The following is a 24,008-nucleotide window of genomic DNA, read 5'->3' on the forward strand; positions in this document are numbered from 1 at the left end:
GAAAATCTGAACTCAACTTGCTCTTTTGTTATTTATGTCGTTGGTAGTAACCATTTAATTTTTTATTTTCCCAATAGCTGTTGAAGATTTTTTCTTTTTTCTCCCGATCAATTTCAAGGAAAAAGGCATAGAGTAAGTCAATCACCAGCAACATAGAAAATTGAGCTGAGATGCGCAAAATATACTCTGGTTTGCTTTGAATGGCAACAGGAATGATTTCCGTAAATTGTTGGTCAACTTTGTCTGATTGGCCTGTTACCAATACAGTTTTAGCTCCCATTGCTTTGGCATCCATCAGACTATTGATGATAGATTGGGTTTGTCCTGATAAAGAGAAACCAATCACCAAGCAATTTTTGTCTAAAATACTGGTCGTCCAAGCAAAGCCGTCTTGATCTGTCAAAGCTTCGCAGATGACCCCAAGCCGCATGAAGCGCAGTTTCATATCACGAGCTACCAACCCTGAACTACCAATACCAAAAAAATACACTCGATCCGCTTCTTCGATAAACTGCACCACACGCAACAGTTTTTCTTCATCAATCAATTCCTCTGTCTGTTGTCGAATTTGAGTATAATTTCGCAAAACTCTACGGGACACATCGTGTTGTAAGTGATTGGTTTCTTCTACATTACTTTGCAATTGATGAATATATTGAAAATTAAACTCTCTGTAACCTTTAAATCCACATTTTTTTGCAAAGCGAGTAAGTGCCGCCTGGGAGATGAAAAGAGTTTGCGCAACTTTTTGCGAAGAAAGGTCGTCGTAGATACTAGAAGGATTTAAAAAGTAGTTTGCAATCCGCTTTTCTAAGTCGGTCATGCTGTCAAAATGGCTTTCGATTCTCGCCATAATATGTCGCGTATTTTTCATAGATGTACTCTCTTTACTTGTAGTGATATAGAACAAATGTTTTGAAAAACCTATTTGTATTATAACATAGTTTTACAAAATAAGACGCTGGGTAGATTGATAAATAGCACACGGTAAAATGATTTCAATTAAGCGCAGAAAAGGAATAAAACTCTGTGACGAATGGTTTGAAAATGTGTTATAATTTACACAAGTAAACGTTACAGCCATTGTATGATACAAAGGAGGTGCAAGATATGACGAATGCTACTCTTGAGCAAATGCAAGAAATTGAGCGAGCAGCAGATGAAGTGCTAGCTGGTTATCAACATCAGATTCGGGAGTTGCAAGACCAAGCTGCTAGGGATTTGAAGCAGCTAGGGCGAGCCTATGATGAAGAAAAACAACAGTTGCTTATTGAGTTAAAGGAACAATCTGAAAAAGAGATTGCTAGCTTGACACAAGACTTGGAAAAAACGAAACAAGAGAACGAAGAAAAAGTCCAAGCAGCTTTGTCAAATAAAAAAGAGGCGTTACTGCAAATGATTGTAGACAGGGTGGTAGAAAAATATGGCAATTAGTCAAATGCAGGAGTTGTCGCTGCTGTTGCCAAAAGAATTGTTGGATGAAATCCTTTCCTATCTGCAAAATCTCCAATCGGTTGAAATTCAGGATTTACAAACAAAAGAGACCTGGAAAGGTGCTTTTGAGAAAGAGTTAGTGTGGAATCCTGATACATCTTTTTCGGAACACCTTCAAGCTTTGACTCGGCGGCAGGAAAAACTCGCACGTATGATTGAAAACCTGCAAGCATTTGTTCCTAAGAAAAAAATGCTGGAAGCATTGAAGGAAGCTCCGTTGGAAACAAGCTTTGTCAGTTTAGAACAGATGGGACAAGCGCGTGACGAAGAAGCGTTTCTTGCGGCGATTCAGCAACAATTTCAAGTGTTGGCAAGAGCACAAGAAGTCAAAGAAACGGCTCAGTCGGAAGTAGCGGAGTTGGAAAAATGGGTAAGTTTAGACGTTACTCCAGTAGCACTTAAGCAATTTAAACATCTTCGTGCGTTTGTTGGAACCATTCCAACCAGTGGAAACAATCAGTTCAATATTCGATTGCAGGATTATCCTAATCTGGAAGTTCAAGAGGTTTTTACTAGCAGTACAGAAAAAGGAATCCTTGTATTATGTAAAGCAGAAGTTGCTAAAGAAACCCAAGCAGTTTTGACAGAACTTGGTTTCAAGCTGTTTGAATATGCTTTTGAGGAATTGCCAAAGGAGCGTTTGGTAGCATTACAAGCGACGATAAAAGAGCAAGAAGTACTCATAACTTCAACAAAAATACAACTGACATCTTCAAATGAAGAATTAAAACAACTCAAGTGTCAGTTGGATTATGTATTGAATTTAACTTCTCGTCAAGAAATCAAGGAAGCTCTTGCTAGTACACAGAATTTGGTTGCCTTAGAGGGCTGGATTGAGCAGGAGCAGATAGAAGATTTAAGAATGGGACTCACGCAGCAATTTGGTGGTGCTGTCTTGCTTCAAATCCATGAAATGACGGCAGCTGATCGACAGCACGTGCCGACAAAACTCAAAAACAATGCGCTGATTGAGCCGTTTGAGTTGGTAACGGAAATGTATTCGCTGCCGAAGTACGAAGACAAAGATCCAACACCCGTTGTGTCGCTGTTTTATTTTATCTTTTTTGGTATGATGGCAGCTGATATTGGCTATGGTTTGTTGCTCTTTGGTGGAACAAGTTGGGCTTTGAAGGCTCTACATATCAAGCCAAATCTGGCTAAGAATTTACGCTTTTTTAGAATTTTAGGAGTCGGCGTTGCACTCTGGGGAGTCATCTACGGTTCATTCTTTGGTTTCAAATTGCCTTTTGCGATTGTTGATACCAGTACGGATGTGATCACCATTCTGATTATGTCGGTCGTGATTGGGTTTATTACAGTCATGACAGGGCTTTATCTCAGTGGTGCAAAGAATATTCGCATGAAAGACTATGCGGAAGCCTATAATTCAGGCTTTGCTTGGATGCTGATTCTCGTCGGGCTGGCTTTATTAGCAGCGGGTCGATTATTCCCATCGCTTGCTATTGCTGGTTTGATCGGACAAGGGCTTGCTATTATAAATGCTGTGGGTATTGTACTCGTTTCTATTATCAGCGCTAAGAGTTTGAAAGGATTGGGGTCTGCATTGTTTAATTTATACAATATCAGCAGTTATGTGGGCGATTTGGTGAGTTTCACGAGACTTATGGCTTTGGGTCTTGCAGGTGCGAGCATTGGTTCAGCCTTTAACTTAATTGTTAGTCTCTTTCCTCCTTTTGCTCGCTTCAGTATTGGTATTGTGCTATTTATCGCCCTTCACAGTATCAATATGTTCCTCTCCTTTTTATCAGGCTATGTGCATGGAGCACGTTTAATTTTTGTTGAATTTTTTGGAAAATTCTACGATGGTGGTGGAAAAGCCTTTAAACCTTTGAAACCAGCAGGGAAATATGTTCGCTACAAAAAGTAGTTCAGCGAAATTGTTTTAATTGCTCAGACAGAATTTTATATCATTGACAATTAGAACAATCAAACAAATAGTATTTACTATTAGAAATGGAGTTTATTTATGCAAGCTTTTTCATCTTATTTTTCAACTTATGGCGGTGCCTTTTTCGCAGCACTAGGTGTGGTTCTGGCGATTTTTCTTAGTGGTATTGGTTCTGCGCGGAATGTCGGCTCGACTGGTCAGGCTGCAGCAGCGTTGTTAAAAGAACAGCCCGAGAAATTTGTTAGCGCTTTGATTTTGCAGTTGTTGCCAGGTACGCAAGGTTTGTATGGTTTTGTTATTGGAATTTTAATTTTCTTTAAAGTTCAACCTGAAATGGCTCTCCAAACAGGCTTGGCACTCTTTTTTGCCGCACTTCCAATTGGAATTGTTGGTTATTATTCTGCTAAATATCAAGGAAATGTAGCGACAGCAGGCATGCAGATTTTGGCAAAACGTCCTGAAGACGTAATGAAAGGAGTAATCCTTGCTGCCATGGTCGAAACCTATGCTATCCTTGCCTTTGTTGTGTCTCTTTTAATGGTTTTGAATGTAAAATGAAAATGAGACAGTTTTTAGGGTCTTGAACCATCTGATTTCATAGAAGGAGGCAGATATGGGATTTGAATCTCAATTGAGGGATTCGGTTTTAGAGCAGGCGCATGAAAATGGGCGCCAGTTAGTAGCTAATGCCCAAGCAACCCTTGATCGCGAAACTAAAGAACAAAAAGCACGGCTGAAACAAGAAAAAATGCAACAACGTGAGCAAGAAGTAAAAGTGCTAAAACGTCAAGTACAGCGTAAAGTGCAGCAACTTGAAAATGAAAAACGTCAATCTACTTTGGCGACCAAGCAACGGATTTTGAAAGAATTATTTGCAGGAGCTTATGAGCAGATGGCGGCTTGGTCGCTCAAACAGGAACAGGCTTTTTTGGAGCAGATCTTAAAAAAGTATCCTCAAGAAGAGCTGGTTTTGACATTTGGTTCACGAACATTTGGTAAATATTCAGCCGTTCAATTAGAACAATTGTTAGAGCGTTATCCACAAGTGAAATTAGCTTCTTCAGCTGTGAGTGGAGAAGCGGGTTTTCTCCTTTCGCGAGGGAATGTTGACGATAACTATCTCTACCGTTATTTGGTGGATTCTTTATGGCAGGAGGAAAGCTATCGGCTCGCTCAGGCTATTTTCCAAGATAAAGAAGAGTAAGGAGACTGTTCATGAATGACAATACTTTCGCACAAGTTAATACGGAAATTAGTATTCATGAGAGTAGTTTCTTAAGTCCTGCGCAGTATGAGCAGTTGTTGCGAGCTTCAAGTTCTGAAAGTCGATCAGCAGCTTTGGAAGGGACAGCATATAATCCGAATCATGAACAACTAACTGACTTAAATACGATTGAGAGATTTCTCATGAAGCATTTGTTTGCAGAGTATACATGGGCTTTTGAAGTCAGTCCAACATCTGCTTTGGTGGAGTTTTTCACGCTTAAATATACCTATCATAATCTTAAAGTGTTGCTTAAGCACAAGGCAACAGGCTTAAATTTAAAGCATCTGTTGATTCCTGTCGGGTCATATTCGTTAGACATGCTGGAGCAGCTGATTACAACCTTTTCCACGGAATACTGTCCAAAATTGATGGTGGATGAAATAGAAGCAACTTGGGCAGAATATCAGGATTACCAAGATGTACGTGTTCTAGAAATCGGAATGGATCTAGCTTATTTCGCGCACTTAAAAAGGTTGGAATCTGAATTTGAAGATGAGCGGCTTAAGCAGTTGGTACGGTTGACGATTGATTTTTACAATGCAACAACGGTACAGCGTGCCATTCGTCACCAAAAACCGCATAGTTTTATGACACAACTCTTATCTGATGATGGGTCTTTGACAAGTGCAGAGTGGATTGAGTTAGCAGAAAAAGGGCAACTAACGGACTGGTTTTCTCAAGTAAACCCATTAGAATTTGATGCAGAATTGCGCTCTTATGAAGAAAAAATGCATTTGGGGAAGCTGACAAATCTTGAACTGGAATATTTAGCAGACTTGGTTCCGTTTAAACTCTTAGAGCAAGGACGATTTGAAACAAGTGGTCCACTTCCATTAGCTCGCTATTTATTGGGGAAAGAGCTAGAAGTGAAAAATCTTCGACTTATTTTGACCGGTTTGACAAATCAGCTTCCAGTAGAAAACATTAAAGAAAGGATGAGACCGATTTATGGCCAGTAAAACTTATAAAATTGGTGTGGTAGGAAATCGTGATGCCATTCTACCTTTTCGTCTAATTGGTTTTCAGACTTTTCCAGTCACAGGAGCAGCTGATGCTGTGAATGCTTTACGCCGACTGAGTCGAGAAGATTTTGCCATTATTTATTTGACAGAGGATGTGGCTGCAGAAATCCCTGAAACATTGGCTTACTATGATAAGCAAGTGCTGCCGGCGATTATTTTAATCCCGACTCATAAAGGAATAACGGGATTAGGACGGGGACGCATTCGTGAGAATGTAGAAAAAGCAGTCGGACAAAATATTTTAAATTAGAAGGAGCAAGACTTGAGTCAAGGAAAGATTATAAAAGTTTCAGGTCCTTTGGTGGTTGCTTCTGGAATGCAGGAAGCGAACATTCAGGATATTTGTCATGTAGGCAATTTGGGCTTGATTGGGGAGATCATCGAGATGCGTCAAGATGAGGCTTCTATTCAGGTATACGAAGAAACCTCTGGTCTTGGGCCAGGAGAACCAGTAGAAACAACAGGGAGTCCGTTATCGGTTGAGTTGGGGCCGGGGCTGATTTCGCAAATGTTTGATGGCATTCAACGTCCTTTGGCACGCTTTCAAACGGTGACACAGAGTGATTTTCTGGTACGTGGAGTTCAGCTGCCTAATCTGAATCGTGAGACTAAGTGGGACTTTGTACCTTGTCTAGCTGTCGGCGATGAAGTCCAAGCTGGAGATATTCTAGGCACCGTTCAAGAAACCGAGCTGGTAGTGCATCGTATTCTGGTACCAGTTGGTGTTAGTGGTCGGCTGACGGCTATTGAAGCTGGTAGCTTCACGGTCGAAGAAGCAGTCTATGAAATTGAGCGTGCGGATGGTTCTGTCTTTGTCGGCAGTCTCATGCAGAGGTGGCCAGTCCGGAGAGGCCGTCCATTTGCTCAAAAGCTGATCCCAGAGGAACCTTTGGTGACGGGTCAACGCGTGATTGATACCTTTTTCCCAGTCACCAAGGGCGGGGCTGCTGCTGTTCCTGGCCCATTTGGAGCTGGCAAGACCGTTGTTCAGCATCAGGTTGCCAAATTTGCTAATGTGGACATCGTGATTTATGTTGGCTGTGGCGAGCGGGGCAATGAAATGACGGATGTCTTAAATGAATTTCCAGAGCTAATCGATCCAATAACTGGTCAGTCAATTATGCAACGAACCGTTCTGATTGCGAACACATCCAACATGCCAGTTGCGGCGCGTGAGGCTTCTATTTATACAGGAATTACAATTGCTGAGTACTTCCGAGACATGGGCTACTCTGTGGCCATTATGGCAGATTCGACCTCACGTTGGGCAGAAGCTCTGCGGGAAATGTCCGGGCGTTTGGAAGAAATGCCGGGCGATGAAGGCTATCCTGCCTATCTCGGCAGTCGGATTGCTGAATATTACGAACGAGCCGGTCGGGTGAAAACCTTAGGTAGTGACGAGCGCGAGGGAAGTATTACTGCAATTGGTGCCGTTTCCCCTCCAGGTGGAGATATTTCGGAGCCCGTCACGCAAAATACTCTACGGATTGTCAAGGTCTTCTGGGGATTGGACGCTCAGTTGGCACAACGTCGTCACTTTCCGGCTATCAACTGGCTTAGTTCTTACTCACTTTATCTAGATGAGGTAGGGCACTATATCAATCAGCATGAACAGTTGACTTGGTCAGAAAAGGTAACCAAGGCAATGAACATTCTTCAAAAAGAGAGTGAACTACAAGAAATCGTACGGTTGGTTGGTCTGGATTCGCTGTCTGAAAAGGATCGTCTTACCATGAATACAGCAAAAATGATCCGCGAGGACTACCTGCAGCAGAATGCTTTTGACGAAGTGGATACCTACACTTCCTTTAAAAAACAAGTAGCTCTTCTTACTAATATCCTAACGTTTGATGAAGAAGCTAACCGTTCTTTGAATTTAGGTGCCTATTTTACTGAGATTATGAACGGTACTGTGGAGTTGAGAGATCAGATTGCCCGCTCTAAATTTATCCCAGAGGATCAGTTGGAAGCAATTCGCAGTTTGGATACCGCTATTCGGGAAAAACTGCATGATATTCTTGCCCAAGGAGGAGCAACCAATGAACGTGATTAAAGAATACCGTACCGTCAGTGAAGTTGTCGGCCCTTTGATGATTGTGGATCGAGTAGAAGGGGTGCATTTCAATGAATTAGTGGAAATCCAACTCCATGATGGAACGAAGCGTCAAGGGCAGGTCTTAGAAGTGCAAGAAGATAAGGCGATGGTGCAGCTGTTTGAAGGCTCTAGCGGAATCAATCTAGGGAAAACTAAGGTGCGTTTTACCGGTCATCCTCTTGAGTTGCCAGTATCAGAAGATATGGTCGGAAGGATTTTCAATGGGATGGGTAAGCCTATTGATGGTGGTCCAGATATTTTGCCTGAGAAATACCTGGACATTGACGGTCAAGCGATCAATCCAGTAGCAAGAGATTATCCTGATGAGTTCATTCAGACTGGGATTTCAGCTATTGATCACCTCAATACTTTGGTACGCGGTCAAAAACTGCCAGTCTTTTCTGGATCGGGCCTGCCTCATAAGGAATTGGCTGCTCAGATTGCTCGTCAAGCTACTGTGCTCAATTCAGAAGAAAATTTTGCAGTCGTTTTTGCAGCTATGGGGACGACCTTTGAAGAAGCCGAATTTTTTATGAATGACTTGCGGGAGACGGGGGCCATTGACCGCTCTATCCTCTTTATCAATCTAGCAAATGATCCTGCTATTGAGCGGATTGCGACACCACGAATTGCCTTGACGGCTGCCGAATACTTGGCTTATGAAAAGGACATGCACGTTCTCGTCATCATGACAGATATGACGAACTACTGTGAGGCCTTGCGAGAAGTATCCGCTGCTCGTCGAGAGGTGCCAGGACGCCGAGGCTATCCGGGGTATCTTTATACCAATCTATCCACTTTGTATGAGCGTGCGGGACGTTTGGTAGGGAAGAAAGGCTCGGTCACACAAATTCCAATTCTTACCATGCCTGAGGATGATATCACTCATCCCATTCCTGATTTGACTGGTTACATTACTGAGGGTCAGATTATCCTGTCGCGTGACCTTTACAATAGTGGTTATCGTCCGCCGATTAATGTATTACCGTCCCTTTCGCGTCTCAAGGACAAAGGATCTGGCGAAGGAAAGACTCGGGGAGACCACGCGGCAACGATGAATCAGCTTTTTGCGGCTTATGCACAAGGGAAACAGGCCAAAGAATTAGCAGTTGTACTAGGAGAGTCTGCATTATCTGATAGGGATAAGCTCTATGTACAATTTACTGAGCGATTCGAAAAAGAATATATCAATCAAGGATTTTATACCAATCGAACGATTGAAGAAAGCCTAGATTTAGGTTGGGAATTGTTGTCTATCTTGCCACGGACGGAGCTTAAGCGGATTAAGGATGATATGATTGACCAATATTTACCAGAAAGTAGGCGGCAAGCTTAAGGAGGTGAGCCGATGACTCGTTTGAATATCAAACCCACTCGAATGGAACTCAACAATCTAAAAGAGCGCCTGAAAACAGCTACTCGCGGTCATAAACTTCTCAAGGATAAGCGAGATGAACTGATGCGTCGTTTTATTGAAGCTGTTCGCGAAAATAATCGCCTTCGCCAAAAAGTTGAAGAAGCTCTAGTTGGTCATATGCAGGACTTTGTGTTGGCAAAAGCTTTGGAAAGCGACCTTATGGTGGAAGAAATTTTTGCTGTCCCTATGCGAGAAATCAATCTCCATATCGAACAGGAAAATATCATGAGCGTGCGAGTTCCTAAGATGCATGCCCATATTGCCAATCCTTACGGTGATGATGAGGGAGATGTAGTTTATAGCTACGTGGCATCCAACAGCCAGATGGATGAGACGATTGAAGATATGAGTAGCCTATTGCCAGATCTTTTGCGCTTAGCAGAGATTGAAAAGAGCTGTCAGTTGATGGCGGATGAAATTGAAAAAACTCGCCGCCGGGTCAATGGCTTAGAGTATGCAACTATTCCAGATCTCATAGAAACTATTCAATATATCGAAATGAAGCTAGAAGAAGCTGAACGAGCTAGTCTAGTGAGAGTTATGAAAGTGAAATAATGATGGGAGAGTATTCAAAAAACTGAGGTAGCCAAATAATGTTGTGTAATAAGTCGGTAGTGGGATACTCGATATTTAAAATCACTGTCACTGACATTCAGTTCTATGGCTGACAACGATAATCAAAAAACAAAACGGACGATGCTTTGATGAGTTGACGTCTGTTTTTCTTTTCGATGATTAGACGTGCAAGCAAGAATAAACCAAAAGTTTACGCACATTAGTATTTTCCATAGAAATGCGAGAATTTTCTGATAAGTCATGTTATAATAGAACAGACTACACGAAAGGGATAAAAATTTATGACTTTAGTTTATCAATCAACACGTGACGCAAACAATACAACGACAGCTAGCCGAGCTATTTTGCAGGGATTGGCAACAGATGGCGGTCTCTTTACTCCAATTTCTTATCCTCAGGTAGAGTTGGATTTTGCAAAACTAAAAGACGCTTCCTATCAAGAAGTAGCAAAATTAATTTTATCTGCTTTCTTAGATGATTTCACAGATCAAGAGCTAGACGATTGTATTGCCCATGCTTACGATAACAAGTTTGATACGCCGACCATTGCTCCCTTGGTTAAGCTAGACGGTCAGTATAATCTAGAGCTTTTCCACGGGGCGACCATTGCCTTCAAGGACATGGCTTTGTCCATCCTGCCTCACTTGATGACAACCGCAGCTAAAAAGCACGGCTTGGAAAATAAAATTGTCATTTTGACGGCGACTTCTGGCGACACAGGCAAGGCGGCTATGGCAGGCTTTGCGGATGTTCCTGGGACTGAGATTATCGTCTTTTATCCGAAAGACGGAGTCAGCAAGGTTCAGGAGCTGCAAATGACGACTCAGACAGGGGACAATACTCATGTAGTGGCTATTGAAGGGAATTTTGATGATGCTCAGACCAATGTCAAGCAGATGTTTAATAACGCTGTGCTTCGCAAAAAACTAGCAGAACACAAGTCGCAATTTTCTTCCGCCAACTCCATGAATATCGGGCGCTTGGTGCCGCAGATTGTTTATTATGTCTATGCCTATGCACAATTGGTTAAAACCGATCAGATTCGAGCTGGTGAAGCAGTCAATTTTTCTGTTCCAACTGGAAACTTCGGTAATATCTTGGCAGCCTACTATGCTAAACAAATAGGTCTTCCAGTTGGCAAGTTAATCTGTGCTTCCAACGAAAATAATGTCTTGACAGATTTCTTTAAAACACATATCTATGATAAGAAGCGCTGTTTTAAGGTGACATCTAGCCCGTCTATGGACATTTTAGTTTCTTCAAATCTAGAGCGCTTGATTTTCCACCTGTTAGGAAATAATGCCGAAAAGACAGCAGAGTTGATGACCAATCTCAAAAAACATGGTCAGTATGAGCTGACCAACTTTGACTCAGAAATGCTAGCACTCTTTGCGGCTGAATATGCCACAGAAGAGGAGACCGCGGCTGAAATCAAACGGGTTTATGAAACATCTAACTATATTGAAGATCCGCATACAGCAGTAGCATCAGCCGTTTATCAAAAATATCGGACCAAAACAGGTGATGACACGAAGACAGTCGTTGTTTCAACTGCCAGTCCTTACAAATTCCCAGTTGTTGCAGTCGAAGCTGTGACTGGACAAACCGGACTGAATGATTTTGAAGCTTTGGCTCAGTTACATGATCTTAGTGGTGTGTCAATTCCAGCAGCCGTGGATGGCATAGAAATGGCTGAAGTCCGCCATAAAATGATTGTTGCTGCTGGCCAGATGCAGGCGGCAGTAGAAAAGGATTTAGGACTTTAACCATTTTCAACACTCAGAGGGGACTCACCTGAGAGTTTTCGGCTTGTAAAAGTATATAAACAGTCTATTGCAAGTCTCGTACAGCAAAGGGTATAATCAAAGCAGGAGTTTCATAATGCATGACCACTTATAAAAAGATTTTAAACATAGCTTTGCCAGCCATGGTGGAAAATTTTTTGCAGATGCTAATGGGAATGGTAGATTCGTATTTAGTAGCTAGTCTAGGTCTGGTGGCTATTTCAGGAGTTTCGGTTGCTGGCAATATGATTAGCATTTATCAGGCCATTTTTATTGCACTAGGATCAGCGGTATCCAGTCTAATTTCTAAGAGTTTAGGAGAAGGAGACCGAGATAATCTAGCTTATCATACTAGTGAGGCCATTAAATTGACCCTGATGCTGAGTGGGTTTCTGGGACTTTTCTCGCTTGCTTTTGGACGCCAAATATTGGCTTGGTTGGGAACGGAGCCTGCAGTCGCTAATGCAGGTGGTCTCTATCTCGCTTTAATCGGAGGAACAATTGTTCTTTTGGGAATGATGACAAGTTTAGGGGCTTTGGTTCGAGCGACCAGTAATCCCCGCCTGCCTATGTATGTCAGCTTTTTTAGCAATCTACTTAATGTTCTTTTTTCCAGCATTGCAATTTTTATTTTCCACATGGGAATTGTTGGAGTGGCATTGGGAACTATTTTAGCTCGTCTGGTGGGCGTCTTCATTTTATGGAAAGAATTGTCGCTACCTTTGTCGCATTGGAGTTGGAAGCTGGATTGGGAACTGTTGCGCTTATCTCTGCCAGCTGCTGGGGAACGATTGATGATGCGAGCTGGGGATGTTGTGATGATTGCTATTATTGTTAAGTTCGGGACAGATGCCGTCGCAGGAAATGCTATTGGAGAGGTTCTGACCCAGTTTAACTACATGCCGAGCTTTGGTGTCGCTACTGCAACAGTCATGTTGGTAGCTCATGCAGTGGGACAAGCAGACCTTCAAGCAGTTAGGAGGCTGACAAAGCAGACGTACTGGTTATCTCTAAGCCTCATGTTACCGATAGCTCTGTTTCTTTTTGGGTTTGGGCAGCCGTTAACACAATTTTATACAACTGACGGTGGTGCTGTTCAGGCTAGTTTGTCTGTTGTTCTGTTTTCACTTTTGGGAGTGCCTATGACAGCAGGAACAGTCATCTATACAGCTGTTTGGCAAGGGTTGGGCAATGCTAAGTTGCCTTTTTATGCCACAACGGTTGGTATGTGGCTCATTCGCATTGTAGCAGGCTATTTTCTGGGAGTAACGCTGGGCTTGGGCTTGCCTGGAGTTTGGACGGCTACTCTTTTGGACAATAGCTTTCGCTGGCTATTTTTACAAATACTCTACCAACGGAAAATGAGGGAGCGAACATGACAATAGCTTTTATTTGGGATTTGGATGGAACATTACTAGATTCCTATGACGCTATTTTGGCGGGGATTGAAGAAACTTATACTCACTATGGATTGGACTTTGACCGAGAGGGTATCCATGCTTATATTTTGCGGCATTCTGTTCAAAAATTGCTGGAAACAGTTGCAGTAGAAAAAGGCTTGAATGCAGAAGAGATGAATCGATTTAGAGGGCAAAGCTTGCAAGAGAAGAATGCTCAAATTAAGCTTATGGATGGTGCTAAGACAATTCTTGCTTGGGCGCAGGAAGCAGGTATTCAGCAGTTTGTTTATACCCACAAGGGGGAAAATGCCTACCAAGTTTTAGCTGATTTAGATATTTTGGATTATTTCACAGAAATTGTGACGACGGCTAATGGATTTGCAAGAAAACCTGATCCAGAAGGGGTGGATTATCTGGTGGAAAAATATCAGTTGAATAAAGAAATGACTTATTATATCGGTGACCGAATGCTAGATGTAGATGTTGCCTTTAACAGCAGTATTCAATCCATCAATTTCTGTGATTACCGACCAACGATCAATCAAAAAATCAATCAGTTAGTAGATATACAAAAGATAATCCGTTAAAGGGAAGCAAAATAGTTGCTTTTCTTTTTTTATAGTCCACAATTGACTTGTTAATAGTTGACGAATCACCAAAACTAAAAAGGAGAACTAGGGTTCCATTCATCACCTACTATATCAACTACATTCAACGGAGCAGGCTATCGCGCAATTCTTTGCGTAATGAGCTTAACGTGGCATTTTTGATGAATCATATTCCGTGTAATCAGGCAGCGGTGTAAGAAGTCTTGAAAATCGATCCCGCGCAGTATTGGCCCAACATTTCAGGCTCTTAGAAGGGCATGGATATGTTCAACGAAGTCGCAATCCAAAAAATCAACGAGAGGTTTTAGTGAATGTAACGGATGTTGCAAGAAAGCAACTGTTGCATGAACCACCGACCGATCATTTAAATGTCAAAAAGCAAATGGAAAAAATCCTCTCGGCTGATGAACAAAAGACGTTGAGCGCCCTCTTAGAAAAACTTGTATCTTGCTTAGATCAGATTACCGTGGAAAAACATTAGAAAGAAGAATACATGTCACTTATTACCACTATATTAGCAACTATTGTCGCACTGGAACACCTCTATATCTTTTATCTGGAAAGCATTGCCGCCCAGTCAGACAGTACCAGCCGAGTCTTTAACATGACAAAGGAAGAATTGTCTCGCCCGTCCGTCACATCCTTGTTTAAAAACCAAGGGATTTACAACGCCTTTTTAGCACTTTTCTTACTGTATGGTTTGTATATTTCACACAATTTGGAAATCGTGACCATTTTTGTTTTGTTTGTTATCGGTGTCGCGGTTTACGGTGCAGTAACAGCTAATAAGAAAATCATCTTGACCCAAGGAGGTCCCGCTATTTTAGCTATTTTAAGTATTTTATTGTTTAAATAAGGATAGCATTAACCTTTATAAAAGTTTAAGTGAATCACTATTAACGTTTTGTGCTCTAAATGATTTATTACTTCATTTTTCTCTAGAATAAATAGCTCAAAAGCGCTATAATGAAAGTGGAAAAATTCTCATATATGGAGGTGTCAAGATGGACGAATTGAAAAAAGTTTTGCTGGCAGGAATTGGATTGACTTCCATGACCTATGATAAAGCTAGTGAATTTGTCAAAGAATTGATTGCCAAAGGTCGCTTAACGGTGGATGAAGGCAAGCAACTTCAGTCAGAATTAAAGCGCAAAGCAAAAGAACAAACCGCTGAAAGTCAAGTTGAACAAATAGATAATGTATATGCAACCAAGCAAGATATTGAACGATTAGAAGACAAACTAGACCAATTGCTTAAAGGGCTTTCAAAAACAGAAGAATAGTCTTCCATGATAACGCAGTCACAACTTTATAAAGACTGCGTTTTTTGCTAAACTAAAAGCAGGATTTGAAAGAAAAATTGACAATAATAAATAGAAGGAGGATAACTTTATGGCAAACAAACGCTTACGAGAGATTCTAACAGCCTTTAGTGCTGTTGGTTGGTCCAATCTGAGAGAACGAAGGAAGCCACTGGACGAGAAAAAAGCTCCTAAGCAATTGCGAGAAGCTTTTGAGCAACTAGGACCCAGTTTTGTAAAAATTGGTCAAATTTTGTCCACTCGCAGTGACTTATTGCCAGAAATCTATATCAAAGAGTTAAGCAAGTTGCAAGATGACGTCAAACCTTTGGACAAAGAGACCGTCATGGTTGCGATTGAAGACGAGTTAAAACGCCCAATTGAGCAACTTTTTTTAGACGTCTCGCAGGAACATTTAGCAAGTGCTTCCGTCGCACAAACTCACCGTGCTGTTTTGTTAAATGGCGATGAAGTTGTGCTGAAAATTCAGCGTCCGCATATTCAAGAGCAAATTACAGAAGACATTGCGCTCTTGATTCGCCTAGCTCGTCATTTTCCTAAGCATTTGCTGCCTATGGTGGATTTGCCAAAGATTCTACAACAGTTGCAGACCACTCTCTTGAACGAAATTGACTTTCGCAATGAAGCTAAGTACATGGACGAATTTGCTCGCTACAATCAAGAGATTCCTTGTGTTGGCGTGCCAAAAGTCTATCCAGACTTTACTACTCCACACTTAATTGTGGAAGAATACATTCCTGGCGTCCGCATCAATCAATATGCTGTTTTACAAGAAGCGGGTTACGATTTGGCAGATATTGGTCAGAAACTCATGTTGAGCTTTATCAAGCAGGTATTTAAAGATGGCTTTTTTCATGGTGATCCACATCCAGGTAATCTTTTAATCTATGAAGGAAAGATTTATTTTATTGATTTTGGAATTACAGGGGAATTGGAAACGGGTTTTCGTGTGTCTCTAAACGACATGCTGTCTAGTTTTACGACACAAGACATTGATTCGATGACACAGGCTATTCTAACAATTACGACTACTAGTGAACCAATCAATAAATTGCAATTAGAGCAAGATATTGAGCGCATGTTAACCAAATACGGTAATTTAGAGTTGGGCTCCTTGTCGATTACAGATATGTTTGAGGATGTGGTGGCGATTTGTAGGCGTCATCATTTACAAGTACCTTCTCAGATGGCAATTTTAGAAAAAGCCGCTTTGCAAATTGAAGGCCTTTTTCGCGAGCTAGCTCCTAATATAAATCTGATGACCTTAGCCAAGCAATATTTCCTTGAAAATATGAAATCAGATATTTTACACCAGACCTTGAGTTATGATTCTTTCTTAATCGAACTCCTCTATTTGCTGCGGCATGGGAAAAGCATTCCAAGACGGCTCCACCAGCTAGTGGAGCAGGTGGTGAATGGTCGCTTGGTTGTTAATCATGACTTGATAGACTACAATCAACGATTTCGTCGTATCGAATCTTTGACCAATCGTCTTGTACTAAGCCTTGTCTTTCTGGCTTTATTATTGACAGGGGGCATGTTAACCTTCAATCCGGAGCTGTTGCTTTTAGCGAGAAGTCTTTTTGCTTTAGCAGGATTGGTGTTGATATGGATTTTTTATCTGATTATCCAGTCCACAAAAAAATAACATAAAAAGAAAACGAGATAACTTGAATTATTGAAAATTACAATCTATCTCGTTTTCATCATTATTAAAAGCCTATACAACGATTGTATGTTGTAAGCTTATTATCTAAGATTAGGAATCTTATGAACCGCACCCCAAAAGTTAGACATAAAAAATCTAACTTTTGGAGGCAGTACAATCTTATCCTAGTCTTTTTCTTTACCTTCTAAACTATTTGTAACGATCAGTTTGTCATTAGAAGAGGAAGTTTGCTTGAAACAAACATAGTCTGTGAGAGGGAAATGAATCAACTTTAAAAAGGTTTCTGCAAATTGTTCAGGAGGGGTAGGTTCAGGTTGGGTAATCCAAATTTCGATAAAGATCAAAATTCCTCTAACAAGAACTTGAGCAGCCTTTTCTTTTGGAATGTTTAATTTTTGATAGTCAATCGTAATATGTTGTTCAATCCATTGTCCATAGGTATTTCGTAAAAATTCCCTCCAATATGGATCTGCTGCTGTTGTAAAAAGACAGCTGATTTGTTTTCGGTGGGTGTATAAGATAGGAATCACTACCTCTGCAAAAAAGACAAAAGGATCAGGATAAACTTTCTTATCATAAGTTTGAAAAATCATTCGAAATTCAGCATCAAGTTCTTTATGAATATAGTCTAGAATTTCATGATTTCCATTGAAATGACGTTTATAAATGGCTTGTCTTGAAATTCCAGCCTTTTTGGCAATTTCTGCTAAAGAAAAATGCATTTTATTTGGATGTTCCATAGCAAGCTCAAAAAAAGCCTCTAGAATTTTTTCTCTCGTATTAAGTACCATCTTGCTCCCTCCTTATAAATATTCTAATTTAAAAAATATATGTAGTCTAGCAAAATCATCGGAAAAAGTTTACGTTTTGTAAACCACCTGCACTATCCTGTTGTATATCAATGGGGTGTTTAAAACTTTACAGTTTGTCAAGAAATAGAACTAAAATATAGAGCATTTTGATTGAAAGGACTATAAGGTAGTTGATATAATGGTATTAGTGGAGTTTTGTACTTTTGTACAAAGTCCTGAAAAACCATAGAAAGGAAATCGTCATGATTAAAAAAGCGATGAATCTTGTTGGGGTTGCATTATTGCTGGCTTCAACAATCTTATCACCAGCTAGTGCTGTTGCTCAGACATTGTCGAATCAATCTTCTACAGTGACAACTCAGTCATCTCCGAAAACAGGAACGACTGAACAGCCAACGTCTCCTACTGAGTCAACGCCAAAGGCAGCAGATACTAGTTCTAGTCAGGGGCAGCAGCCTGCTACTGAGAATAAAGCGGAAGCTAATTCAAATGAGCAGGAAAATAAGCCAAGCACCTCAAAAGAAGAAAGCTCTGATGCTAGCCAAGTAAAAGAAGATACATCTTCACAAAAAGCTAGTAAGGTAGAGGAAAAGAGTGAGACTCAGCCAGGAGCTCCACCTGCTGCTAAAGATACTAAAGATACCCAAGCAGCTCCTAAAACAAAAAGGGCAGCAAAAGAAATAGACGCGATTACGCAATTTAGTATTACAGATAAAGATGGGAAACCCTTAAACAAACCGTTGCAACAATGGGAGCGGTTTAAAATAAATGGAACATTTACCTTACCTAATAATGAAGTTCAAGAGGGTGACTATACAACAATAACTCTTCCAAAGGAACTTGTTCTTGAAAAATCTTCTGATTTTGATATTGTAGATAAAAACGGTAATGTTGTGGCTCGTGCAGCTGTTGATGCAGAGAATCGAACGTTAAAGTTGATCTATACAAAATATGTTGAAGACAAATCAGATATCAAGGGTAGCTTTTATTTTTATACTTATATTAATCATCATATCGTAAAGGAAAAGAAAAAAGTTCCAATCGAAATTGCAGTTAATCGAAAAGTGATTAAGGTGGGAGAACCAGAATTTGGAGGTCCAAATCCGCCATCACAAGATAATTTGATAAAATCGGGTAATTTTCAATCGGACAGTACCATCACCTATGATCTTGTCGTGAATTCGTCAGGGAAAGAAATCCGTGATGCAAAAGTAACAGATATTTTAACAACACCGAAAATTTCCTATATTAGAAATAGTTTTAAAATTTACAAAGGGAAATGGGTTATTGAAAACAATCGTTGGGTTTTGAAAAACAGAACTGAGGTTACAAGTCAATTTACAGTAGAGTTTCTATCTGATTCATCATTTTCTATCAGGTTAGGTGATATAAAAGCTGGTGAAGGCTATCATGTTATCTATAAGGCGAAGCCAAACTATAAATTACAAAATGGTGAAATTATTAAAAATACTGCGACTCTTTGGTCAAGTCAAACTAAAATTGTAGAAACGATTCGCCCAAACATGTATCTAGAGGCGGGCGGAAGTGCAGAAGGCTATGTTTATTCTATAACCTTGCATAAAAAAGATGAAACATCTGGAATATCTTTGGCAGGAGCAGTCTTTAGGGTAACACGTGATCGGAATGGTGCAGTTGTAGGAGACTTCACTACGGATAGTACAGGAAAAGTCACGATTCCTAATTTGCTGAAAGATAATTATACTATTAGAGAAATCAAAGCGCCAGATGGTTATCAGTTAACAGGCAAAGAAATTAAGGTTAAACCAGAAGACTTTGGAACAACTAAATCCATAACAAAAGATATCGTCAATAAAAAAATTGAAAAAGTATCTACACAATTACAAATTGAGAAAGAATTAATTGGTCGGAAACTTAAAGATAGAGAATTTGAATTTGAATTGAAGAAAGAGGGAGACCAAAATCCAATTCAAACAAAAACAAATGATGTCAACGGTAAAGTAACATTTGATCCAATTAACTATACTGAAGAAGGTACGCATAAGTACATTATTTCTGAAAAACGCAAAGTAAACCCTGAAAAAGGGATTAATTATGATCCGAACGATATCTATGTGACAGTGGTTATTTCAAGAGATGCGTCTGGTAAGTTAGTGTCAACTGTCAAGTATGAAGGTATTGATGGCCAAGGTGGTAGAGAAGAAAAGAATAAGTTCACAAACTATTACCTTCCAGAGAAGACAAGCACAAAACTTTCTGTAACTAAGAAATTAATTGGTCGCAAACTTCAAAAAAATGAATTTGAGTTTGACTTAAAAGAAAATGGACAAGTTCTCCAAACTGTAAAAAATGCGGCTGATGGTAAGGTTCAATTCAAAGAGCTTGAATATACAAAAGCAGGAACCTATCATTATACCATTAGTGAAAAGGCTGGTGATGTTCCAGGAGTTGAATATGAACCGAATCTTATCTCGGCAACTGTAACTGTCGAAGATAAGGGAGGAAAGCTTGAAGTTACAAAGGTCACTTATTCGAAAGCTGGTGAGGAGACTAAAAACCCAACTTTTGAGAATCGCTATGCTCCAGGAAAGACTTTCGCTCGATTAGAAGTGAACAAAGTTCTGACAGGCCGTCAGCTACAAAAAGACGAGTTTGAGTTTGAATTGACTGGTAAGGAAGATCATATTCACCAAACGAAGAAAAACACTGCAGCTGGGAAAGTCCAGTTTGATACGGTTGAATATACTAAAGCAGGTGAATACCATTACACTATTAAAGAAAAAAACAATGGTCTAGGTGGTATCACTTATGATTCGAAAGAAATAAAAGTTACTGTTAAAGTCACAGATGACGGCAAAGGAAAACTGAATTCTGAAATTTTCTATGAAAATGATGATCAAACTTTCAAGAACACATACTCAGCTACTAAAACAAATGTACAACTCTCCGTTAAGAAAGTATTGACCGGTCGCAAACTGAAAGCGCAAGAGTTTGAGTTTGATTTGGTTGATAATACTGAAGTTAGTCCAACTGTCGGTAAAATCTTGCAAACTGTTAAAAATAACGCCAATGGTGAGGTCAATTTCAAATCATTGGAATATACTAAAGCAGGAACTTATGAATATTTTATCCGAGAGAACAAAGGTTCTGCACCAGGAGTTACCTATGACCAAAAATTTATCACGGTAACAGTAGAAGTCAAGGAGAAATCCGGTAAACTTGAAGTTAGCAAAGTGACTTATATGACAGATGGAGAAGAAATTAAAAAACCAACTTTCAATAATCGCTATACTCCAGTTAAAACATCTGCTAAGTTAGAAGTGAAAAAGGTTTTAACAGGTCGTCCTCTTCAAGAAGGTGAATTTGAATTTGAACTCAAAGATCTACAACGAAATAAAAAGATTTTAGAAACTGTAAAAAATACGGCTGATGGTAAGGTTCAATTCAAAGAGCTTAAATATACTAAAGCAGGAATCTATCATTATACCATTAGTGAAAAGGCTGGTGATGTTCCAGGAGTTGAATATGAACCGAATCTTATCTCGGCAACTGTAACTGTCGAAGATAAGGGAGGAAAGCTTGAAGTTACAAAGATCACTTATTCGAAAGCTGGTGAGGAGACTAAAAACCCAACTTTTGAGAATCGCTATACTCCAGGAAAGACTTTCGCTCGATTAGAAGTGAACAAAGTTCTGACAGGTCGTCAGCTACAAAAAGACGAGTTTGAGTTTGAGTTGAAGGAAGATGGTAAGCCAGATGTTCTTCAAACGGCTAAAAATGATGCCCAAGGAAAAGTTCGGTTCCAAGTTATTAACTACGACAAAGCAGGTGAGTACCACTACACCATTACAGAGAAAAAAGGTCAGTTAGGTGGCATTACTTATGATACGAAAGAAGTAAAAGCTACTGTCAAAATTACAGATGACGGCAAAGGAAAACTACATTCTGAAATTGTCTATGAAAAAAACGACACTACCTTCAACAACACCTACACCACTCAAGCTACTTCTGCAACCTTCGATGTAACCAAGGAGTTAACGGGTCGCAAACTGAAAGCGCAAGAGTTTGAGTTTGAGTTGAAGGAAGATGGTAAGCCAGATGTTCTTCAAACGGCTAAAAATGATGCCCAAGGAAAAGTTCAGTTCCAAGCTATTAACTACGACAAGGCAGGTGAGTACCACTACACCATTACAGAAAAAAATAATGGTCTGACAGGAGTTACTTATGACTCGAGCAAAGTCAAAGTCACAGTTAAAGTAACGGATGATGGTAAAGGGAAGCTAAGTACTACTGTGACTTATGACGGTGGTAAAAAGAACTTTAAGAATACGTTCACACCAAAAGAAATCACAGTGCCACTGCAGGTGACAAAAGCCTTAACGGGTCGAAATTTACAAGATGACGAGTTTGAGTTTGAATTATACGATGGACAAAACAAGCTACTTCAAACAGTTAAAAATAAAGCGGATGGTACGATTCCTTTCAAAGCTCTTAAGTTCACCAAGACTGGTCTTTACAACTACCTTATCAAAGAGAAAGCTGGTAAGGTTCCAGGTGTTGGCTACGATAAACAACCAATTAAGGTTACCATTCGTGTTCAACAGGAAGAGGATGGACAGTTGATTTACAATATCGTCTACCTCGGTCTTGACGAGAGCGGTAAGAATAAAATTTCTAAACAAAGCTTTACAAATAAATATACTGCCAAAGGTACCGATGCTACTTTCTCTGTCACGAAGAAATTAGCCGGACGTGCTTTGAAGGATGGCGAGTTTAGCTTTGAACTGAAAGAAGACGGCAAGGCAGACGTTCTTCAAACCAAGAAGAATGACAAAGCTGGTAAGGTTCAATTTGATGCAATCAAGTATCAAACTGTTGGTACTCACAAGTACACCATTACTGAGAAAAATACAGGATTGGGTGGTGTGACTTACGACACCAAGACCATCAAGGTAACAGTTGAAGTCACCGATAATGGTAAAGGTCAGCTTGTTTCAAAAGTAACCTATGAAAACAATGACCAAACCTTCAACAATACATACTCTAGTCAAAAGGTTAGTGCACAACTAAGCGTAACCAAAGAACTGACAGGTCGTGCATTAAACGATCAAGAGTTTGAATTTGAATTAGTCGGATCTGATGACAACGTTCGTCAGACTACGAAAAATGCAGCAGACGGTCGTGTTACTTTTGATGCGATTGACTATACAAAAGTCGGAACTTATCATTACACCATCAAAGAGAAAGACAATGGCTTAGGTGGTGTGACCTATGATAAGAAAGAAATCAAAGCGACTGTCAAAGTTACTGATGATAGCAATGGTCAGTTAGTTGCCCAAGTATCTTACGATACAGCTAATCCAACCCTCCGCAATACTTACCTTGCTAAGGAAACAACTGCGACATTAGAAGCGAACAAAGTGCTAACTGGTCGCGACCTAGAAGCGAATGAATTTGCCTTTGACTTGATTGATCCAAACGGTAAAGTGGTGGATACCGTTAAGAACGCTAAAGATGGTAAGATTTCATTTAAAGAGTTGGCATTCAAAACAGCTGGAACTTATACTTATACCATTAAAGAACAAGCTGGTGCTTTAGGCGGTGTGAAATATGACACCAAAGTAATCAAAGCAACAGTCACTGTCACGGATGATGGTAAAGGTCAACTACATGCAACAGTTGCTTATGAAAACAACCAAAACACCTTCACGAATACTTATTCAGCAGATAAAGCCACTGCAACTCTTTCTGCTAAGAAGCTATTAGAAGGTCGTAACCTCAAAGAAGGGGAATTTGAATTTGAACTGACTGGTACAGACGATCAAGTTCGCCAAACGAAGACAAATGCACAAGATGGTAGCGTCACTTTCGATACCATTGAGTATACTAAGGTAGGTATTTATCACTACACCATCACCGAAAAAGATACGAAGCTCGGCGGTGTGAAATATGACACCAAAGTGATCAAAGCGACTGTCACCGTCACAGACGATGGTCAAGGCCGCTTAGTAACAAAAGTTGCTTATGAAAAAGATGATCAGACCTTCAAGAACACTTATTCTGCTACTAAAACAAACGCACAACTCTCTGTTAAGAAAACCTTGACAGGTCGTGCTTTGAAAGATGGCGAGTTTGAGTTTGAATTGAAAGGCCAAGATGATAAAGTTACTCAAAGCAAGAAGAATGCTCAAGATGGTAGTGTAACTTTTGACACCATTGAGTACACGAAAACTGGTACCTATCATTACACCATCACTGAAAAAGATACAAAACTTCAAGGAATCACTTATGATAAGAAAGTCATTAAAGTTACAGTTGAAGTGACAGACGATGGCAATGGTCAGTTGCACGCTAAAGTAAGCTACGATAAGGACGTGAAGACATTTGAAAATCGCTATACTCCACCGAAGAAGGGCTTACCTAAGACAGGTACTGTCATTCATATGTTAGCTATTTTCATTGGACTCATTGTTTTGGCTGGTGCAGTTTATCTTATTAAGAAAAAATCTTGATAGAATTAAGCTTGTAGGAAAAATATAAGTCTAAAATTGGAAATCTAGTGAGAATCCTCATGAAACATGGAGAGTCTCATTAGGTCTCCTTTTTTTGAGCTTAAATAGAGAAAAAAGAATATAGATAAATGCTTCAAAAAGA

Annotated in this window: 18 protein-coding genes and 1 pseudogene; 17 read left to right on the forward strand and 2 right to left on the reverse strand. The window is 40.0% G+C overall.

Features of this window, described 5'->3' with window-relative positions; genetic code table 11:
- Positions 1-28: 28 nt before the first annotated feature.
- A complete protein-coding gene (locus H8787_RS00500; RefSeq protein WP_006270388.1) occupies positions 29-874 on the reverse strand; it encodes a MurR/RpiR family transcriptional regulator in 846 nt (281 codons plus the stop codon).
- A 236-nt stretch (positions 875-1,110) separates the two neighbouring features.
- Between H8787_RS00500 and H8787_RS00505 the strand changes: the two genes are divergently transcribed.
- The 16 genes and pseudogenes from H8787_RS00505 (at position 1,111) to H8787_RS00580 (ending at position 16,542) form a co-directional block, all read left to right on the forward strand.
- On the forward strand, positions 1,111-1,434 hold the full coding sequence (locus H8787_RS00505; RefSeq protein ID WP_003027241.1) for a hypothetical protein: 324 nt from the start codon (positions 1,111-1,113) through the stop codon (positions 1,432-1,434).
- The gene (locus H8787_RS00510) at positions 1,424-3,382 is read left to right on the forward strand and encodes a V-type ATP synthase subunit I (protein ID WP_187328000.1); all 1,959 of its coding nucleotides are present in this window, start codon (positions 1,424-1,426) and stop codon (positions 3,380-3,382) included. Before H8787_RS00505 ends, H8787_RS00510 begins: the two co-directional genes overlap by 11 nt.
- A gap of 99 nt (positions 3,383-3,481) precedes the next feature.
- Positions 3,482-3,961, forward strand: coding sequence for a V-type ATP synthase subunit K (locus tag H8787_RS00515; RefSeq protein WP_003071156.1), 480 nt, complete (start codon positions 3,482-3,484; stop codon positions 3,959-3,961).
- A gap of 55 nt (positions 3,962-4,016) precedes the next feature.
- A complete protein-coding gene (locus H8787_RS00520) occupies positions 4,017-4,607 on the forward strand; it encodes a hypothetical protein (protein WP_187328001.1) in 591 nt (196 codons plus the stop codon).
- Positions 4,608-4,618: 11 nt separating this feature from the next.
- A complete protein-coding gene (locus H8787_RS00525) occupies positions 4,619-5,629 on the forward strand; it encodes a V-type ATPase subunit (RefSeq protein ID WP_049476204.1) in 1,011 nt (336 codons plus the stop codon).
- Entirely contained in the window at positions 5,619-5,942 is a 324-nt protein-coding gene (locus H8787_RS00530; protein WP_006270371.1) for a V-type ATP synthase subunit F, read from the forward strand. The genes H8787_RS00525 and H8787_RS00530 overlap by 11 nt, the downstream gene beginning before the upstream one ends.
- Positions 5,943-5,954: 12 nt before the next feature.
- The gene (locus H8787_RS00535; RefSeq protein ID WP_187328002.1) at positions 5,955-7,745 is read left to right on the forward strand and encodes a V-type ATP synthase subunit A; all 1,791 of its coding nucleotides are present in this window, start codon (positions 5,955-5,957) and stop codon (positions 7,743-7,745) included.
- The gene (locus tag H8787_RS00540) at positions 7,732-9,123 is read left to right on the forward strand and encodes a V-type ATP synthase subunit B (protein WP_187328003.1); all 1,392 of its coding nucleotides are present in this window, start codon (positions 7,732-7,734) and stop codon (positions 9,121-9,123) included. Before H8787_RS00535 ends, H8787_RS00540 begins: the two co-directional genes overlap by 14 nt.
- A 12-nt stretch (positions 9,124-9,135) precedes the next feature.
- Positions 9,136-9,759: a V-type ATP synthase subunit D gene (locus H8787_RS00545; protein ID WP_187328004.1), complete on the forward strand. Its 624-nt coding sequence runs from the start codon at positions 9,136-9,138 to the stop codon at positions 9,757-9,759.
- 302 nt (positions 9,760-10,061) lie between these two features.
- Positions 10,062-11,546 (forward strand): threonine synthase, encoded by a 1,485-nt coding sequence (thrC, locus tag H8787_RS00550; RefSeq protein ID WP_187328005.1) that lies wholly within the window; start codon positions 10,062-10,064, stop codon positions 11,544-11,546.
- 119 nt (positions 11,547-11,665) lie between these two features.
- Entirely contained in the window at positions 11,666-12,943 is a 1,278-nt protein-coding gene (locus H8787_RS00555; RefSeq protein ID WP_187328006.1) for an MATE family efflux transporter, read from the forward strand.
- A complete protein-coding gene (locus H8787_RS00560; protein WP_187328007.1) occupies positions 12,940-13,551 on the forward strand; it encodes an HAD-IA family hydrolase in 612 nt (203 codons plus the stop codon). The genes H8787_RS00555 and H8787_RS00560 overlap by 4 nt, the downstream gene beginning before the upstream one ends.
- Positions 13,552-13,690: 139 nt before the next feature.
- A pseudogene (locus H8787_RS10195) lies at positions 13,691-14,053 on the forward strand (MarR family winged helix-turn-helix transcriptional regulator).
- A gap of 12 nt (positions 14,054-14,065) precedes the next feature.
- Positions 14,066-14,428 carry a DUF1304 domain-containing protein gene (locus tag H8787_RS00570; protein ID WP_115262774.1) on the forward strand — a complete coding sequence of 121 codons (363 nt, stop codon included), beginning with the start codon at positions 14,066-14,068 and terminating at the stop codon, positions 14,426-14,428.
- A gap of 148 nt (positions 14,429-14,576) precedes the next feature.
- Positions 14,577-14,855 (forward strand): phasin family protein, encoded by a 279-nt coding sequence (locus H8787_RS00575; RefSeq protein WP_006270381.1) that lies wholly within the window; start codon positions 14,577-14,579, stop codon positions 14,853-14,855.
- A gap of 109 nt (positions 14,856-14,964) precedes the next feature.
- Positions 14,965-16,542, forward strand: a complete 1,578-nt coding sequence (locus H8787_RS00580; protein WP_049493837.1) for an ABC1 kinase family protein — start codon at positions 14,965-14,967, stop codon at positions 16,540-16,542.
- Positions 16,543-16,727: 185 nt separating this feature from the next.
- Here the strand turns inward: H8787_RS00580 and H8787_RS00585 are convergent, their stop codons facing one another.
- Positions 16,728-17,354, reverse strand: coding sequence for a TetR/AcrR family transcriptional regulator (locus H8787_RS00585; RefSeq protein ID WP_187328008.1), 627 nt, complete (start codon positions 17,352-17,354; stop codon positions 16,728-16,730).
- 263 nt (positions 17,355-17,617) lie between these two features.
- Between H8787_RS00585 and H8787_RS00590 the strand changes: the two genes are divergently transcribed.
- Positions 17,618-23,866 carry a Spy0128 family protein gene (locus tag H8787_RS00590; RefSeq protein ID WP_187328009.1) on the forward strand — a complete coding sequence of 2,083 codons (6,249 nt, stop codon included), beginning with the start codon at positions 17,618-17,620 and terminating at the stop codon, positions 23,864-23,866.
- Positions 23,867-24,008 lie beyond the last annotated feature (142 nt).

The sequence above is a fragment of the Streptococcus sp. NSJ-72 genome (assembly GCF_014334035.1).
Lineage (GTDB): Bacteria > Bacillota > Bacilli > Lactobacillales > Streptococcaceae > Streptococcus > Streptococcus constellatus.

Coding starts and splice junctions, on each gene's coding strand:
- H8787_RS00500 (WP_006270388.1), bottom strand. CDS start 874: ATGAAAAATACGCGACATATTATGGCGAGAATCGAAAGCCATTTTGAC.
- H8787_RS00505 (WP_003027241.1), top strand. CDS start 1,111: ATGACGAATGCTACTCTTGAGCAAATGCAAGAAATTGAGCGAGCAGCA.
- H8787_RS00510 (WP_187328000.1), top strand. CDS start 1,424: ATGGCAATTAGTCAAATGCAGGAGTTGTCGCTGCTGTTGCCAAAAGAA.
- H8787_RS00515 (WP_003071156.1), top strand. CDS start 3,482: ATGCAAGCTTTTTCATCTTATTTTTCAACTTATGGCGGTGCCTTTTTC.
- H8787_RS00520 (WP_187328001.1), top strand. CDS start 4,017: ATGGGATTTGAATCTCAATTGAGGGATTCGGTTTTAGAGCAGGCGCAT.
- H8787_RS00525 (WP_049476204.1), top strand. CDS start 4,619: ATGAATGACAATACTTTCGCACAAGTTAATACGGAAATTAGTATTCAT.
- H8787_RS00530 (WP_006270371.1), top strand. CDS start 5,619: ATGGCCAGTAAAACTTATAAAATTGGTGTGGTAGGAAATCGTGATGCC.
- H8787_RS00540 (WP_187328003.1), top strand. CDS start 7,732: ATGAACGTGATTAAAGAATACCGTACCGTCAGTGAAGTTGTCGGCCCT.
- H8787_RS00545 (WP_187328004.1), top strand. CDS start 9,136: ATGACTCGTTTGAATATCAAACCCACTCGAATGGAACTCAACAATCTA.
- thrC (WP_187328005.1), top strand. CDS start 10,062: ATGACTTTAGTTTATCAATCAACACGTGACGCAAACAATACAACGACA.
- H8787_RS00555 (WP_187328006.1), top strand. CDS start 11,666: ATGACCACTTATAAAAAGATTTTAAACATAGCTTTGCCAGCCATGGTG.
- H8787_RS00560 (WP_187328007.1), top strand. CDS start 12,940: ATGACAATAGCTTTTATTTGGGATTTGGATGGAACATTACTAGATTCC.
- H8787_RS00570 (WP_115262774.1), top strand. CDS start 14,066: ATGTCACTTATTACCACTATATTAGCAACTATTGTCGCACTGGAACAC.
- H8787_RS00575 (WP_006270381.1), top strand. CDS start 14,577: ATGGACGAATTGAAAAAAGTTTTGCTGGCAGGAATTGGATTGACTTCC.
- H8787_RS00580 (WP_049493837.1), top strand. CDS start 14,965: ATGGCAAACAAACGCTTACGAGAGATTCTAACAGCCTTTAGTGCTGTT.
- H8787_RS00585 (WP_187328008.1), bottom strand. CDS start 17,354: ATGGTACTTAATACGAGAGAAAAAATTCTAGAGGCTTTTTTTGAGCTT.
- H8787_RS00590 (WP_187328009.1), top strand. CDS start 17,618: ATGATTAAAAAAGCGATGAATCTTGTTGGGGTTGCATTATTGCTGGCT.